The 15,612-nt window shown below is 46.3% G+C and carries 14 protein-coding genes; 2 read left to right on the forward strand and 12 right to left on the reverse strand.

Annotated features, from left to right (window positions below; translation table 11 throughout):
• Positions 1 to 9 precede the first annotated feature (9 nt).
• Positions 10 to 2,112 (reverse strand): efflux RND transporter permease subunit, encoded by a 2,103-nt coding sequence (locus tag OCU49_RS22360; RefSeq protein ID WP_261842728.1) that lies wholly within the window; start codon positions 2,110 to 2,112, stop codon positions 10 to 12.
• 143 nt (positions 2,113 to 2,255) lie between these two features.
• On the opposite strand from OCU49_RS22360, the gene OCU49_RS22365 reads away from it, so the two are divergent.
• On the forward strand, positions 2,256 to 2,732 hold the full coding sequence (locus tag OCU49_RS22365) for a YHS domain-containing (seleno)protein (RefSeq protein WP_261842729.1): 477 nt from the start codon (positions 2,256 to 2,258) through the stop codon (positions 2,730 to 2,732).
• Between the two features lie 82 nt (positions 2,733 to 2,814).
• On the opposite strand, the gene rpiA is transcribed toward OCU49_RS22365, so the two are convergent.
• The gene (gene rpiA / locus OCU49_RS22370; RefSeq protein ID WP_261842730.1) at positions 2,815 to 3,486 is read right to left on the reverse strand and encodes a ribose-5-phosphate isomerase RpiA; all 672 of its coding nucleotides are present in this window, start codon (positions 3,484 to 3,486) and stop codon (positions 2,815 to 2,817) included.
• A 223-nt stretch (positions 3,487 to 3,709) separates the two neighbouring features.
• On the opposite strand from rpiA, the gene ilvA reads away from it, so the two are divergent.
• Positions 3,710 to 5,227 (forward strand): threonine ammonia-lyase, biosynthetic, encoded by a 1,518-nt coding sequence (gene ilvA, locus OCU49_RS22375; RefSeq protein WP_261842731.1) that lies wholly within the window; start codon positions 3,710 to 3,712, stop codon positions 5,225 to 5,227.
• A 47-nt stretch (positions 5,228 to 5,274) separates the two neighbouring features.
• On the opposite strand, the gene OCU49_RS22380 is transcribed toward ilvA, so the two are convergent.
• From OCU49_RS22380 to OCU49_RS22425, 10 genes are all read right to left on the reverse strand, one after another.
• On the reverse strand, positions 5,275 to 5,775 hold the full coding sequence (locus OCU49_RS22380; protein WP_261842732.1) for a hypothetical protein: 501 nt from the start codon (positions 5,773 to 5,775) through the stop codon (positions 5,275 to 5,277).
• Between the two features lie 149 nt (positions 5,776 to 5,924).
• Positions 5,925 to 7,166 carry a transporter gene (locus OCU49_RS22385; RefSeq protein ID WP_261842733.1) on the reverse strand — a complete coding sequence of 414 codons (1,242 nt, stop codon included), beginning with the start codon at positions 7,164 to 7,166 and terminating at the stop codon, positions 5,925 to 5,927.
• A 220-nt stretch (positions 7,167 to 7,386) separates the two neighbouring features.
• On the reverse strand, positions 7,387 to 8,175 hold the full coding sequence (locus tag OCU49_RS22390) for a hypothetical protein (RefSeq protein WP_261842734.1): 789 nt from the start codon (positions 8,173 to 8,175) through the stop codon (positions 7,387 to 7,389).
• Positions 8,176 to 8,202: 27 nt separating this feature from the next.
• A complete protein-coding gene (locus tag OCU49_RS22395; RefSeq protein ID WP_261842735.1) occupies positions 8,203 to 8,946 on the reverse strand; it encodes a C39 family peptidase in 744 nt (247 codons plus the stop codon).
• Positions 8,947 to 9,134: 188 nt separating this feature from the next.
• Positions 9,135 to 10,466, reverse strand: a complete 1,332-nt coding sequence (locus OCU49_RS22400) for a FapB/FapC family functional amyloid domain-containing protein (protein ID WP_261842736.1) — start codon at positions 10,464 to 10,466, stop codon at positions 9,135 to 9,137.
• A gap of 43 nt (positions 10,467 to 10,509) precedes the next feature.
• Entirely contained in the window at positions 10,510 to 11,139 is a 630-nt protein-coding gene (locus OCU49_RS22405) for a FapB/FapC family functional amyloid domain-containing protein (RefSeq protein WP_261842737.1), read from the reverse strand.
• A 2-nt stretch (positions 11,140 to 11,141) separates the two neighbouring features.
• The gene (locus OCU49_RS22410; protein WP_261842738.1) at positions 11,142 to 11,486 is read right to left on the reverse strand and encodes a hypothetical protein; all 345 of its coding nucleotides are present in this window, start codon (positions 11,484 to 11,486) and stop codon (positions 11,142 to 11,144) included.
• A gap of 382 nt (positions 11,487 to 11,868) precedes the next feature.
• On the reverse strand, positions 11,869 to 13,251 hold the full coding sequence (locus OCU49_RS22415; protein WP_261842739.1) for a sigma-54 dependent transcriptional regulator: 1,383 nt from the start codon (positions 13,249 to 13,251) through the stop codon (positions 11,869 to 11,871).
• Positions 13,252 to 13,450: 199 nt separating this feature from the next.
• The gene (locus OCU49_RS22420) at positions 13,451 to 14,848 is read right to left on the reverse strand and encodes a TRAP transporter large permease (RefSeq protein ID WP_261842740.1); all 1,398 of its coding nucleotides are present in this window, start codon (positions 14,846 to 14,848) and stop codon (positions 13,451 to 13,453) included.
• Positions 14,845 to 15,441, reverse strand: a complete 597-nt coding sequence (locus tag OCU49_RS22425) for a TRAP transporter small permease (protein WP_261842741.1) — start codon at positions 15,439 to 15,441, stop codon at positions 14,845 to 14,847. The genes OCU49_RS22420 and OCU49_RS22425 overlap by 4 nt, the downstream gene beginning before the upstream one ends.
• Positions 15,442 to 15,612: the final 171 nt, after the last annotated feature.

The following is a 15,612-nucleotide window of genomic DNA, read 5'->3' on the forward strand; positions in this document are numbered from 1 at the left end:
GGTAGATATTTACCTGAAATGCCGCTGAAAAAAGCGGTTTTTTAACAAACTTGGTAACAGATACATGTCTGCTAACAGAGCTATAAAAATAATCAATATGCTGAACAGGCTGATTTCAAAGATAGGTTTGAAGTCTGACAAAAGACCTACACTCAGCGCCAGTATCATCGTCAGACTACTGATGAACACCGCCGGAATAACATCTGTCCAGAGCCGCTGCAAAGCCACTGATTCGTCTTCACTACGTCGGTAACGACGATACTTAAATAATATGTGCAAACTGTCATCAACAATGATGCCTATGATCATTCCCATCACCACAGCACTGCCTAAAGTAATCGCACCACCACTGATTCCCAACAAACCATAAGCGAGTATCAACGGTGCAAAGTTACAGATAAACACCAGCGTCATTAACCGCCAGCCCCGGAACATCCAGCCAATAAACAAACTGATAGCAAACAGTGCGACCAGTAACGAAAGCAACATGCTCTGCGCATTACTGATACTCAGATGTGCAAACATCAGGTCTGCGCTACCGCCAGTATAAATATTCAGCGAGCCTGGGTTTTCCTGTACCCACTGCCGCACCCGGTCATCAAAAGCGATCATAGCCCTGGCACTCTGCTGTGGCATACGTACCCTTAGCTTAAGCATATGAGTATCGGGGTTATACAGCTGTTCTTCCGCCAGTCGCAACCAGCTATCTGGCTGGCGGAGAGCCCTGCTGCCAGGCACAATTTTCAGGACTTCTTGCTGCGTACTCAGCCAGGCTGTAAACGCATCAAGCTGCTGTAAATCATTAAGGCTGAAAGCTGAAGCATTCTCTGTACTAATCACATAACTTATACCCGAGGCGCCGGATAACTCAGTATCAATAATATTCACCGATTTTCGGAAGCTGTAATCCTCAGGGAAATATTCGTATACATTGTCATCAACCTGCAACTGCGTTAGCCCCCAGCCTCCCAGCAATAAGAGTAAAGCAGCTGCTGTCACGATCCGTTTATGGCCACGGCAGGCCAGCCGGGAAACATTCAACCTGGACATACAACCATCGGCGATTGCTATTGATGGTGTGAAACGTTTAAGCCCAAGTTGTAACCAACTAATGGTCAGCAAGTAAGAAACCAGCAACCCAACAGCCGCTGCTATACCCGTTACCATCACAGGTGGGGAAGGGCTAAATAATAAAGCCAGAAAGCCTACAGCAGTTGTCAGGCAGCTTAGTGTAAGAGGCTTAATATTCATCGCAAAACTGTCACGTATCGCATCAGCAGGCACTTTGCCATTTGCCCGAGCCTGATAAAACGACAACACATTATGCATTGCCGTTACCAGGCTCAGGCCAATTATAATAATCGGCGTAAACGCATTAATGGCCGTCACTGAATGCCCCATCCAGCTGATAACACCAAAAGCAGCCAGAGTTGATAGCGTACCTACCCCCATCAGCAACAAAGGAATCGCCAAACGACGGAAACTCCACCACAGCAAACTGAACATAATCCCCAGCAACAAAGGAATGAAATACTTCAGATCATGACGAACTGTATCGATATAGGCATTATTCAATGCCATAGTGCCAGACAGATAACCAACTATATTATCTGAATACGCGTCCTTAACCTGTGCAGAGACAGTGCCATTAAAGGCCAGTATCTGCCGGGCTGACTTACGGTTTTCCAGCGCCACATCTAATACAAGCAGAGCTGTCCGGTTATCCGCAGAAATAAAACTGCCATCCAATACCTGGCGGGCATCCCGACTGAGAAAGATATTCGATTTCAGTTTTAAAGCCGTTAAGAAACCGCGCACTTTGACTACTTCTGGCAGCGCTTCAAGTTGCTGATGCAAAGCCCTGCTTTGACGATAAAACCCATCTTCTTCCAACAATGAACGGCCATCACGACTCTGAACGACCACCAGCAGCCGTTCTCTGCTGGTAAAGTTTTCCTGCAAACGCTGATACTCCGCAAATAACGGATCATTACGGTCAAAATACGCAAGAAAGCTGGCATTCGTCGTAAGGTGCTGTAATCCGGCAATCGCCAGAGGCAACAGAATCAATAACGCAAAGTTCAGATATTTCTGTCCGGGAAAAAGTTGCACTACTGCGGCTCCAGATTTTAATGACGCATAATTCAGTTTATTTTCACATTTGAACGGCAAGCTTAAAGTCCGTTCATTCATTTAATAACAGCTAGATTAGCCTTAATCTGCTTGTTAGTGACACTCTCACAGAGGATAAAACCATGTTCACACACACTTACACAACGGGTTTTATACGCTCATGGCGAGCGCTGGCAGTCATATTCTTCGCTGCCGTGCTATCAGCCTGTACCAGCCTCGCAGACCAACCGGTTTATCAGAACGAAGCGGGGGCGCTGGAAGGCCATGATCCGGTGGCATATTTCACTGAAGGTAAACCGGTCAAAGGCTCAGCGGCATTTAGCAGTCAGCAAGACGGCACCATCTGGTACTTTTCCAGCGCCGAGAACAAAAACCTGTTCGACAGTAATCCCGAAAAATATACCCCTCAGTACGGCGGCTATTGTGCACAGGCCATGGCACACGGTTTGGTCGTGTCTTCCGACCCTGCAGCATTCACCATTAAAGATGACAAGCTGTTCCTCAATTACAGCTTAGGTGTACGTCAAACCTGGCTGGAAAATGTTGATGCCAATATTAAAAGTGCTGATAGAGAATGGCAGAAGAAAACTTCGCCTTAATCATTAGCTCTTAACAGCAGACACAAAAAAGCCGTTGCAAAGCAACGGCTTTTTTATAACGTCTGTGACAGACAATAGACGATCACACAGTAATTTCTACCACGCCATCCGGTGTTCCCATCAACACAATATCTGCACCGCGCTGAGCAAACAGGCCATTAGTGACAACACCCACAATATTATTCAGGTGCGCTTCCAGTTCTTTTGGCTGCTCGACTTCAAGGCCATGTAAATCCAAAATAATATTACCGTTATCTGTCACGAAGCCTTCGCGGTATACAGGCTGACAATCCAGTTTTACCATTTCTCGGGCTACCTGCGAACGCGCCATAGGAATGACTTCAACCGGTAACGGGAAAGCACCCAGTAGATCCACTTGTTTGCTGGCATCAACTATACAGACGAACTCTTTCGCAACCGCCGCTACAATCTTCTCACGGGTCAGTGCACCGCCACCACCTTTAACCAGATTCATCCGACCATCAAACTCATCTGCACCGTCAACATATACTTCCATCTGATCGACAGAATTCATGTCATACACAGTAATACCATGGCCTTTCAATCGCTCAGCAGTCGCTTCAGAACTGGCAACAGCACCATCAAACAAGTGCTTAATTTTTGCCAATTCATCAATAAAGAAATTTGCAGTAGAACCCGTACCAACACCAACAATGGAATCTTTGCCCAGCTTACCCTGTATATGTGCCACAGCCGCCTGAGCTACCGCTAATTTCATTTCATCTTGTGTCATGCCCGCTACCCATCAGTATGAGAAATAATTGAGCGAATTATACGCAGCATTGCCTCCTGATGTAACAACCTGAGCCTGTGGAATAAAACTATACTAAATACAAGGTAAACAGCATGCTTACCTAGACGCCATGCTCGCTAACTTGTAGCATTTGCTCCCTTAAATTGAAGAAAGCACCGGATTTTGCCTGCAAAATTCAGGAAACAGCGAAAAGAACTGAACCATGCCCGATCGTTATATAAAGAAAATCCTTGAAGCCCGCGTATATGATGTGGCTGTTGAGACACCACTGGATGAAGCCCGTGGCTTATCCGAACGACTGAACAACCGAGTTTTACTGAAACGTGAAGACGAACAACCGGTGTTCTCTTTTAAGATTCGTGGCGCTTACAACAAGATGATTCAGCTCAGCGAAACAGAACGCCAACGCGGCGTCATTGCAGCTTCTGCAGGCAACCACGCTCAGGGACTGGCAATGGCCGCTCAAAAGCTGGGGGTTGATGCCACTATTGTCATGCCTAAAACCACCCCTGAAGTAAAAGTGAACAATGTTCGCCGCTATGGTGGCAATGTCATTCTTCATGGTGATGCTTTTGATGCTGCTAATGTGCATGCCAAAAAACTGGTCGAAGAACGTGGCCTGACTTACGTTCACCCATTCGATGACCCGGATGTGATTGCCGGCCAGGGCACAGTCGCTATGGAATTACTGCGTCAGGAATCCGGACCGATTAATGCGATTTTCGTACCCGTCGGCGGCGGTGGTCTGCTGGCAGGTGTATCTGCTTATGTAAAATATCTGCGCCCTGACACTAAAGTCATCGGTGTTGAGTCCAGTGAATCTGCAAGCATGCAGGCAGCATTAGCAGCCGGTGAACGGGTCACACTTGACCAGGTTGGTATCTTTGCCGATGGTGTAGCAGTTGCGCAGGTTGGCCAGTACACCTTTGAAGTGGCGCAGAAGTATGTCGACGAAGTCATCACTGTCAGTATTGATGAAATCTGTGCGGCCGTAAAAGACATCTATGACGATACCCGCTCTATTTGTGAACCCTCCGGTGCATTAGCCGTTGCAGGTATGAAGAAGTTTGTTGACCGCGAGCAGTGCAGCGATACCACTATGATCGCCATTTCTTCCGGTGCCAACGTCAACTTCGACCGGTTACGTCATATTGCGGAACGCTCTGAAATAGGCGAAAACCGCGAAGCAATCATTGCGGTTAAAATTCCGGAACGCCCTGGCAGCTTTAAACAATTCTGCAGCGACCTAGGCAAACGCAATATTACTGAGTTTAACTATCGCTATGCTAATGATGAAGATGCGCAGATTTTCGTCGGTGTTCAACTTACTCCGGCACCGGACGCACGTTCAGAATTACTCAGCGAACTGAAAGGCAACGATTACAAAGTAATCGATTTGTCTGATAACGAGATGGCTAAACTCCATGTACGTTACATGGTCGGTGGCCGTACCCCAGCTTCAGTGAATAACGAAATTTTATACCGTTTCGAGTTCCCTGAACGCCCGGGTGCTTTAATGAACTTTTTAAGCAAACTGGGCGGCCGCTGGAATATATCCATGTTCCACTACCGTAATCATGGTGCAGCCTATGGCCGGGTACTGGTCGGCTTACAGGTACCGGCTAATGAGCACAATAAAGTACCTGAATTCCTCAATGATATCGGTTACAACTACTGGGAAGAAACCGAAAATCCAGCCTATAAACTATTTTTAGGTTAGAACAAAAAAGGCGACCAACAGGTCGCCTTTTTTATCAACGTAAAAAGTTATGGCATTTCCGGAGAATGTTGGAAGCCTCGCCCAAAAAACGCCTGCCATACAAATGCCATAATACTGGCCAGTCCCCAGGCAAGACCGAATACCACACCAATATCCACAATCCCACGCCAGGGCTGATCTAACATGTGCACTAACTGCACCATCACTAAAATACCCGCCAGTAAACAATAGGTCACTATCATGCGGCGGCGACGTATATCAAAAAAGCCCATACAAAATAACGGCGCCAGTATCAGCCGTACAGGCGTTACATTGCTCTTAAGAAATAATAACCTAGCGGCTACCCTTGGTGAATATGCCTGCTGGAAACCACGATATCCTTCAAATACACCCATAAATACAACACAGACCACCAATCCCAGCCAGTGATACCAGGCTAATGGATAAGCAAAACTTTCCAGCCCAATAGCACCCAAGCGGATAATGGCGTTCCCGAGAATGAATGTCAGCCCTAAAAAGCCCCAGCAAACTGCTACAAATCCCAACACAGGTTATCTCTGTTCAAAACTGCAAAGCGGCAATTATAGAGCATCCATAAGAAAGGACGAAAGATCTGGATCAAACCGCAAGCTGACAACAGTAAGATCGCAAGGTAAAAAAGCCTGGATGACGAGGGAGACCATCCAGGCGCTCTGCACTAGAAGCGGAATGGGAACCTCATTGACAGAGCAAAATCGGGCGCATCAGGTGTTAAACCGATACCCAGAGAAGTAGACATAGAGAGTTTGTCGCTAAGTGCGTAAGTCGCACCTATAGAGAAAGTCGCCGCGTTACCATCACTGCCAATAACTTTTTGCTTAGCGCCTCCATCAAACTGAGTCTCACTCTCAGTACTGATGCGTTGTGATAAAGACATACTCAGACTGGTTCTTTCATTCAGTACGAATGCCATACCCACCCCGTAATGAATCGAGTCGCCTAATTTTACTTTACCCGGCTGGCTGCCAGGGTTAGAGCTAATATCTCCAAAACTGCCTTCAAAGTTGTGTGTATAACCTATATTTGCAAACAGAATTGCCGGATCCGTAGTTTTAACAAAAGACAGCCCCGTAGTCAGACTATACAAACCGCTCCCGGTCGGTAATTCACTAGGGTAAGTCAGATCATCACCGTTGGTAGCCGTTTTAGTAATACTAGGTACACCGTATGGATCTGTACCTGTTGGAATTTTCAGACTGGTATTCCAAACAATATCCGGACTGTTTTCTGTTTCTGCATATAACTGATACGCAGATATTAAACTAATATCACCCAAGCCGGTTTCACTAACATCAGCCTCAACACCACCACTGACATTTCGCTGAAAATTCGTGTTTCGGTAAACATATGGGATTGTCATCCCAACCTGCCATTTATTGGTCACGTTATATCGACCAGTCACATCGAAAGTAAATACATCGGCTTTAACATCATCTACCGCTATATCACCAAGGAATATAGCATCCAGGGCTAAAAAACCTTCCAACACCAAATCTTTGCGATCGTAGTGGCTATAATTGAAGCCAGCTTCAATTGTGAACTTATCACCAAAAAGCACGTGTTCTTCCTGCAAAACATTTTCTACGCTGGAACTTGGCCCAGCCGACTTTTTAACATCCTCTTTTGCCGTCCCGGCGGTCTGTTGGCTTGATTGTTGATTCGTTACAGCAGGCTGACCCGTTTCTAATTGCTGAAGACGGCCTTCCATCTTTTGCAGCATTTCAGCCTGATTCTTGTTAATAAGTTGAAGTTGCTTTATTTCGAAACGAAGCTGATCAGCTTCGTCGGCGGTCATTGCTTCACCATTTTCTGCAATAACACAGGTTGAAACAGACATCCCCAAGGCCACACATACCGCTACGGTACAGCTTCGAAGACGAAGATATACTAACTTTTCCATGGTGTTCCCCTCTTTCTTTAGCCACGTCAGACACCAAAAGGTTCCGACTGAAAGCGAGACACTGCCTGCACACACTCATTATCCAGCAGCCTACAACCCCATTCACTGCTGCTTTCCTCACCGGCTGTTCCCGGCTTAGCGGTGTTCGCCTGTTCTTATTTTCCTTAATGCTAGCAAGCACCGCCGTACCTGAAGCACGGCAATACCCACTAAACATAGTTTATAACCCCTGTAAATTACTCAAAGCCCTTTGAAAATTTCTTGAGACTCCAGATAAATTACCAGAAGGCGCTAGCTGAACATTCAAGCCAATACGGTTAAGCACCTGATTTAAATTGCTATTAAGCTGAGTACTTTGCAGGATATTACCTGCCGACAGTATTTGTCGACGCGATATTCGCTGAGCCACAGTACCAACATCAGGCACATCAACTTGGTAACCAACACCAGAACCATTCGCATTAATCTGAGTAGTTACACCATTTTCATCAGCAAAACTTTCCTGTCCTGCACCTATCTCTACTAAGTCAGGATTACGTAACCGAGGCATTCCAGAAGCATCGGTCACTGTCCATTGCACATTGTTATGAACCCCGTTTTCATCCCCTGCAATTTGAATGTTTTGAACAACTCCAGCTATATCATCTAATGCACCATTATCAGATACGCCATCCAGAACCTGATTAGCAACGCCATTACTGGCAACACCTAAATCCCTGGTTCTGTAGATCGTTATATTAGGACGAAATCCCTGACTGAAACTGATATCCATATGCAATTCCATACTGAAATTCTGTCCTGCACGGTGCCAGTCGGTAGCCATCACAACGCCAAAAAAACTCACGTCACGGCCATCAACAAAACGCCCCCGCATATCTGCTAATGCAACATCAGATACGTTTTCACCTTCCAGACCAAAAGGCCCGGCAATAGCTGTTGGAGCAACCAGCCACACACTAGCAGCAAGAGCTCCGGGTACTACTTTTTTCAACCATCTCATACCTTTCATGATGGTATCTCCTCCCGAATCGGGCGGTTAAAACAGCTCTGCATGGGTAAACCCATGTTCCAGTAGCTGCGCATCACTCAGTGGCGCAAACACATTCACCAGATTTCTGGCAGTTAGCGGAGGCGGTGGGTTAAGCAACACGCTGTTGCGGTCAAACCCTTTCCCGATAACAGCAAATACAACACCGTTCCAGCTGGACACGAACTCATCTTTAGGCATAATTTTGTTCCCAAGCGCCGGGTCTGCAATGTAAACCAGATCCTCAGTAGTTTTTTTCAGCACGACAAAATGCTTATAGCCTTTGAGATCGAGCAGCACGATAGTAGGTATCTGTATGTCCTTCAAGGTATCAGCACCAACCTGGTAACCCCTGCCACGCATACCTATTTGTTCCACGTAATGCTTTATATTTAATAAGGAAAAGCCCTGCTCCCGAACCAGGTCAAGATCGCTGACCGCGAATAAACCATCTAACATGTCCTGCTCAGTAACCTTCAATCCATAGCCATATCGCATAACTGTCGCCAGTGATGCGGCACCACAACTAAAATCCGTCTGCTGACGGATAATGTGATGAAAGCGTTTTTCACGCATACTTAACACACGTTTATTTATTAGTGTGGCCTGAGGCAATGCAGCATTGAACTGGATATTAGCTGCATTTGAAGGTATAGAAAGAAACACACCAGCACTCAACAGAATAACCAGCATATAGCTGGAAAGCAGAGTGTAGGATTTATAAGATGGTCGTCGTTCGATAACACTGGGCATATCCATCTCCTGGGAAGGCGACCGGACTCCTTGGATAACTCCTGCATTATCCTCTTCCGGAAACCTTGCACACTCGGGTAATTATCATCCTGACAATCACCCGAGAACTTTCTAATCAAAACGAGATGCAATTACTAAGATCCTTTCCCGAATGCATACGTTGTAAGGCAGTATTCAGAGTAATTAAGTTACTCACCACCAGTACCGCCGCCACCATCAGCAGGAGCAGCATTTACACGACTAATTGCCAAGCTGTTATTTTGTACGTTAGTCGCACCTGCAGCACTATTGACCCCAATATTACCCCTGGCGCCATTCAATACATTACCGCCTAAAATAGCGTTATTCTGATTACGCACATAACGGCTCACAATATATTGTGAAGAACCAGTCAGAGTACCGCCCAATGATTGAGAACCTACTTCACGGAAGCCTAAACGACCACTTTCACGGCTTGGTCCAACAGTTCCTCGCTCACGACTAGGTCCAATACGGCCTCGTTCACTGGAACTGCTGATATTACCGCTCTCATTAAAGTCAAATGTACCTTTTAGGTTACCCTGACCATTACCGTTCTGATCATCAAAATCTATATGACCCCAAAGTACAGCGTTGTCACCATTGGCATGGTCACCATCATCCATCCATATTTCTGGATAAACGCCACCATCCTGTGTGGACTGACCACTATACGTAGCAGGGCCATTTGTTCCTGAGTAACTTGCACCTGAATTCGTACCGCTATAACGAGCTGGACCGTTCACACCTGAGTATCCACCCGAACCAGAACCCCTATACGAACCATTCAGGTTGCCGCTAACACTGAAACCGGCTGTAATAACTTCATACGATTCTTCTGCTACATTTGTAGTCGTATTATTTTTACTTACCTGATTTAACGAAACTGTTGCTTCACCCATTGAGCCAGAAGCTACGGCACCTGCAAACGAATTTGACTGTATATTGCTATCACCGGCAGCACTGTTCAAAGCAATATTACCCCGGGCATTTCTCAACACATTTCCACCGACAACTGCATTATTGGTACCGCCAAAATAGTCAGTTGTATTGCCACTAGCCTTCTGATCAACAAACACTTCTGCATCAGCAGAGCCGAGTACGAAGGCAGCATCTGCTGCTGCTAAAGCCGCAGCATTACTCTGAACGTTGGTCTCACCAGCCACAGAGTTCAAACCAATATTACCTTTAGCATTTAACAAGACATTGTCACCCAAAAAAGCATTGTTATCTGAGCGATCCAGCCCCCCTTTATTGCCATGACTTCCCTGCTTCATATCAATAACAGCCATCCCTAATGAATCCACTCGAATTCTGCCGGTAATATCTACCTCACCGCTATACTCAACATCTTTCTTTACTTTGACATACTTTTTAAGAGTCGCACCGTCTTCACCTCTGTCCCCATGGTGCCCACCATTACCTTCAGCTATAGCTGTTCCGGTAAAACTCAATGCTGCAACGGCTATCGCCAGCGGCGCAATTTTGAATACCTGTTTCATGGTCTTTCTCCTTATTTTCCCCTGAGTTCGGGCATCTACCCGATCATTGCTCAGCCCCAACCGAAACGGTCAGGCCAAAACTGTTACTTGTTGCGTTTCCGGAACCTGCTAGCTGATTGATCTGCACCACACCGCTTGCGCCCTCAAATGCTGAGCCACTGATAGAGGCTTCACGATGTTGTTGTATCTGATCTTGGTTCGGTTGACCGCCGGGTTGGCCGGTGACCGTGAGACTGAGCTCACTTTCGGTCACCGCAACCCCGCCAATGGCGAACCCGATCGCGATATCATTAACCTGTGCGTTTGATACGCCACTGGCATGGTTGACAGAGATCATTCCAGAGGCGTTCGAAAATGCACTCCCCTGGATCAGACTCACGGCAGAATCCGGTGCGTCACCCAACAGTTCTACTCGCTGTGCCGCATGTATAGAGGCACTGGCAATTCCCTGACCAACACTGAAAGCCAACGCTCTCGCATTCAGTTGGGCATTCGAATCACCCGCAACAATATTGACGCCAATGACGCCACTACTGCCTTCCAGGGCCATATCCTGAATCACTGCTTGGGTGGAATAATGCTGCAATTGAGGCACTGGATCAGCGGCAACCTGCACCACCGAACATCCCAGTAAAGCCACTAGCAGACTTGCCTTAATCTTTAAGGGTGTCATGATCAACGACCCCCCAGATTTACTTTGATTGTCATTATTTGATTGCCCTGATGCACCGAACGATTACCTCGTCCTTTATCAGATGAATCCTCATCCCAAAGGATGATTTCATGCTGCTGTGCAGCAACAACCAATGCTTCACTTCCCTGTCCCTGCATTCCTGCAAGGTGCTCATCAGATAACTGCTGATTCACAGTCAATGCTAATCCAGTCAGTTCAGCGAAAGCAGCATCTGTATTCAGTGCTACAGGCTGAGCCGAAACACTGCCATGCCAGCCGGCAACCAGCAGCGTCAATGCTGCTACAGCTTTGGCAAGCGCTTTAGTGTTGTGCTGGAAACTGCTCATGTTGCATACCTGTCAATCACGTTATCTCGCTTCAGGTATTGCGAAAACGGGGCCAGTTTTTTTAACTAGATGAATTAAAAGGGAATTTAAACTTAGAAGAGATAAATCACTCTGATAGTGCGAGTAATTAGGTCGCGAAGTGTTACATATATCTAACACTCAACTTGTGCACTCTATTGAATATCTATAAATAACAAATAGTTAGAAACCAAGTTATGCATGTTACTTATGTGTTACAGATATGATCTACGTGATATTCATCACTACAAAAGTGTTACATATCTGATAATGATCGATTTCAATAACACTATTAACTAACTGATAAAATAAGAAAAAGCCCGCATTTAGCGGGCTTTAGCAACCAATGAATCAGCTGACAGTGTCAGCTCACCATACTGCTGTCGTCAAAACCGATATCGTACTTAGCCAGTAAGCGATATAAAGTCACTCTTGAAACGCCCAGGGTTTTAGCCGCTTTACTCATGTTATGCCGACAATGTTGCAACGCATTTTCAATCGCATGACGTTCTGCGAGATTCCTGGCATCCGCCAAAGACATAACATCTCTGGCAACAAAGCCATCCACCAGTCCCAGATCCATCGGGCACACTAACCGGCCTTCACACATCACCACAGCACGCCGAATCCGGTTAATCATCTCGCGAACATTTCCCGGCCAGCCATATGCGGTCATCGCCTGTAATGCCTGTTTCGAGAAGCCTTTGATCTTGCCATGACCTTCACCACGAAAGTGTTGAAAGAAAAATTTAGCCAGCAACTCAATATCTTCTTCCCTGTCCCGCAAGGCAGGTGGGCGCAGCTGAAGAACATTTAACCGATAAAGTAAATCTTCTCTAAATTTCTGAGCTTCTACAGCCTTATCCAAATCTACATGAGTCGCCGCCAGCACCCGAACATCCACTTTGATATCTTTAGTCGAACCTACCCGCTGAATCACCTGCTCTTGTAAAAAGCGCAGCAAATTCACTTGTAGAGGCATTGCCAGATCACCAATTTCATCTAAAAATAAAGTCCCACCATCCGCCGCTTCAATACGGCCAATCTGACGTTGAACCGCACCGGTAAAAGCACCTTTTTCATGGCCAAACAGTTCAGACTGAATAAGATGTTCAGGCAAAGCACCACAGTTTACCGTTATAAAAGGTTTGCTCGCCCGCACAGAACGTTCATGAATCGCACGGGCAATCAGCTCTTTACCGGTTCCGCTTTCACCTCGGATAAGCACCGGAGCATCAACCGCTGCCACTTTGCGAATACCACTAAATAATTTCAGCATTGACTGACTACTGCCAACCATATGGTAATCGTCGTAATCTCCTTCTGTAAGCTGTTTAGACAAACTAGCCATGCCGTAAGCATGACCAAGTGTTGTCACAAGACTGGACACCCCACCATCATCCAACGGCAAGGTATAGTAATCGTAACAGGCATGATGAATCAGCTGGCACAGATCATTCTCATCCAGACAACGATGCTTTGTCAGCAATAGCCACTCAGTATTTTTGTTACGCGCGAACAGATCATCTGCGGCCAGTAAATCTGCCGTTTCTACCTGTTCAAGATGCACTATACCGACTCTGTAGTGCTTCGGCCGTGCCTGTTGGTGCGCTTGTTGAAAATTATCTACGCGGTCAACCCGCCACCCGTGTTCAGCAATAATTTCACTTAACTGTGTTGATCTGGCGCCAGTCGTATCGACATAAAGTAATGGCCGCTCCTGATCAGATATCAGTGAAGTTTCCATAAAAATCCCCCGTTACAGCTCCCTGCCCCGTCATCCCTGATTATTATTTTTGAGCGACACGTTTCATGTGTCGCAAGATTGAGGATAGTTAAAAAACCTGATGTTTATAGGAAAAACTTTTCTGGCAAACAATAAAAGGTGATTATTTTTCACACAAAAAAGGCCGCATAATGCGGCCTTAAACAAACGTTCTTTGGTCTTAATAACCCCGTAATTCGTCGATATATTCGGGTAAAAACAAAGAAATTTGCGGAATATAAGTGATCAGAATCAGGAAGAATAAAAGTAAACATAACCATGGCAGGCATGCCTTAATTACCCAGACCATATTCTTTCCGGTTATACCGGCAGTCACAAATAAATTCAGACCCACCGGCGGCGTCAGCATCCCAATTTCCATATTCACCACCATGATAATACCCAGATGAATCGGATCAATTCCCAGCTGAGTAGCAATCGGGAACAATATAGGCGCCATGATCAGAATAATTGCTGACGGCTCCATAAAGTTACCGGCAATCAACAGCAGAATATTCACCACAATCAGGAAACCCCAGGCAGGTAAACCCCAGGTGATAATGGTTTCTGCAATAGCATGGGGAATACGCTCAGTTGTCAGTACATGAGCAAACAGCATTGCGTTAGCAATTATGAATAGCAGCATCAGTGACACTTTCGCAGCATCCATAATTACTTTACGCACTTCAGGATGACGCACCGACTGTGGCATAGCCCAAAGCATTTGCAACATATTACGGGCAACAGCGCGCAGAATAGCTTCCCCGTCATTACGCCACGCAACACCTTTCATCGGACCGATATCCCGATATCCCATCACAGAAACAAGATAGGCATATACAGCAGCGACCGCAGCCGCCTCTGTCGGGCTGGCAACACCACCATAAATTGATCCCAGTACGATGAAAATCAGCATCAGGCCGCCAAGGGCAATCAAGAATGATTTAGTCAACGCACCAAAGCCCGGGAATTTTTCTGCCGGTAATTTCATGATCCGGGCCGCGATATAGATCGCCAGCATCAAAATACCACCCATCATCAGGCCAGGAATAAAGCCAGCCATGAACATACGTGACGCAGACACTTCTGTCGCAGCAGCATACACCAGCATAACAATTGATGGGGGTATCAGGATTCCCAGTGTGCCGGCATTCGCAATAACACCGGCAGCGAAAGACTCAGGGTAACCGGAACGCACCATACCGGCGATAACAATAGTACCGATGGCAGCAACAGTTGCCGGCGAAGAACCTGAAACCGCGGCAAACAGCATACATGCCATCACAGAAGCCATCGCCAGACCGCCACGTATATGGCCCACACTGTCGATTGCAAAATTGATCAGGCGTTTAGCAACACCACCAGTGGAAAGAAATGCCGAAGACAGAATAAAAAACGGGATCGCCAGCAAAGTGTAATGCTCGGACGTCGCTTCAAAAAACTTCAGCGCCACTGATGCCAATGAATCATTTGAAAATAACAGAATGGTAGCCACACTGGATAAACCCAGCGCGATAGCAATTGGCATACCGATGAAAATACAGCCAAACAGCAGTATAAAAAGAATCGCTGTGGTCATGACCGGCCCTCCTTATTGTTCTCTTTACCCGGATCAGATCCCTCAGCTGTACTCTTACTTTGTTCAGCCTGCAGCTCTTTCGCTATTTCCATACTTTCTTCAGCTTCATCAGTGAAATGGAAGCCATCCGCTTCACCTTTCACAATTTTCAGACCCAGCTGTAGTAAACGGATAATCAGCATGACAAAACCGATAACCAGAATGCTCATCACTGTCCATTTAGGAATAGGAAGATCTTCCATCTCAATACCAATCATTTTCATTTTACTGAGATAGATCCATGAGCCATATAACAGCAGACCTGCATATGTCAGACACAAACCCAGCGCCAAAATCGTCAGCGCCCGGTGAATTTTGTTGGGCAACAGTTTTACAAACACATCCACCCCAATATGCACACCGGCCTTAATGCCATATGACGCACCGTACAAAACGAACCAGGCAGCAATCAGCAGAGTAACCTCCTGCGCCCAGTGAATACCGGTATTAAAACCAAAGCGTAAAACAACTTCGGCAAATACCAACAGGGTCATGCTGACCAATAACAGAGACAGAAACATTTCTTCCAACTCTGTAACAACTTTACGAACCATGAGGCCCCCTGTGCGGGTGCTTCCCGCTATTCTTATGATTTCTCCTGGCGTCAAAAAGCCAGTAAGCGATCACTTACTCAATTAATAAAACAGACTCAGGAGAGCAAATCCTTTGCAGATATCCGTCTGGCCCACCGGGTTCCCACCGACCGACCCACCTGCAAAATATTC

The sequence above is a fragment of the Aliamphritea ceti genome, from assembly GCF_024347215.1.
Lineage (GTDB): Bacteria > Pseudomonadota > Gammaproteobacteria > Pseudomonadales > Balneatricaceae > Amphritea > Amphritea ceti.

What these genes read in the sequence shown, in the direction of transcription:
- OCU49_RS22365 (WP_261842729.1), top strand. Translation starts at nt 2,256, where the DNA reads ATGTTCACACACACTTACACAACGGGTTTTATACGCTCATGGCGAGCG.
- rpiA (WP_261842730.1), bottom strand. Translation starts at nt 3,486, where the DNA reads ATGACACAAGATGAAATGAAATTAGCGGTAGCTCAGGCGGCTGTGGCA.
- ilvA (WP_261842731.1), top strand. Translation starts at nt 3,710, where the DNA reads ATGCCCGATCGTTATATAAAGAAAATCCTTGAAGCCCGCGTATATGAT.
- OCU49_RS22385 (WP_261842733.1), bottom strand. Translation starts at nt 7,166, where the DNA reads ATGGAAAAGTTAGTATATCTTCGTCTTCGAAGCTGTACCGTAGCGGTA.
- OCU49_RS22390 (WP_261842734.1), bottom strand. Translation starts at nt 8,175, where the DNA reads ATGAAAGGTATGAGATGGTTGAAAAAAGTAGTACCCGGAGCTCTTGCT.
- OCU49_RS22395 (WP_261842735.1), bottom strand. Translation starts at nt 8,946, where the DNA reads ATGCCCAGTGTTATCGAACGACGACCATCTTATAAATCCTACACTCTG.
- OCU49_RS22400 (WP_261842736.1), bottom strand. Translation starts at nt 10,466, where the DNA reads ATGAAACAGGTATTCAAAATTGCGCCGCTGGCGATAGCCGTTGCAGCA.
- OCU49_RS22405 (WP_261842737.1), bottom strand. Translation starts at nt 11,139, where the DNA reads ATGACACCCTTAAAGATTAAGGCAAGTCTGCTAGTGGCTTTACTGGGA.
- OCU49_RS22410 (WP_261842738.1), bottom strand. Translation starts at nt 11,486, where the DNA reads ATGAGCAGTTTCCAGCACAACACTAAAGCGCTTGCCAAAGCTGTAGCA.
- OCU49_RS22415 (WP_261842739.1), bottom strand. Translation starts at nt 13,251, where the DNA reads ATGGAAACTTCACTGATATCTGATCAGGAGCGGCCATTACTTTATGTC.
- OCU49_RS22420 (WP_261842740.1), bottom strand. Translation starts at nt 14,848, where the DNA reads ATGACCACAGCGATTCTTTTTATACTGCTGTTTGGCTGTATTTTCATC.
- OCU49_RS22425 (WP_261842741.1), bottom strand. Translation starts at nt 15,441, where the DNA reads ATGGTTCGTAAAGTTGTTACAGAGTTGGAAGAAATGTTTCTGTCTCTG.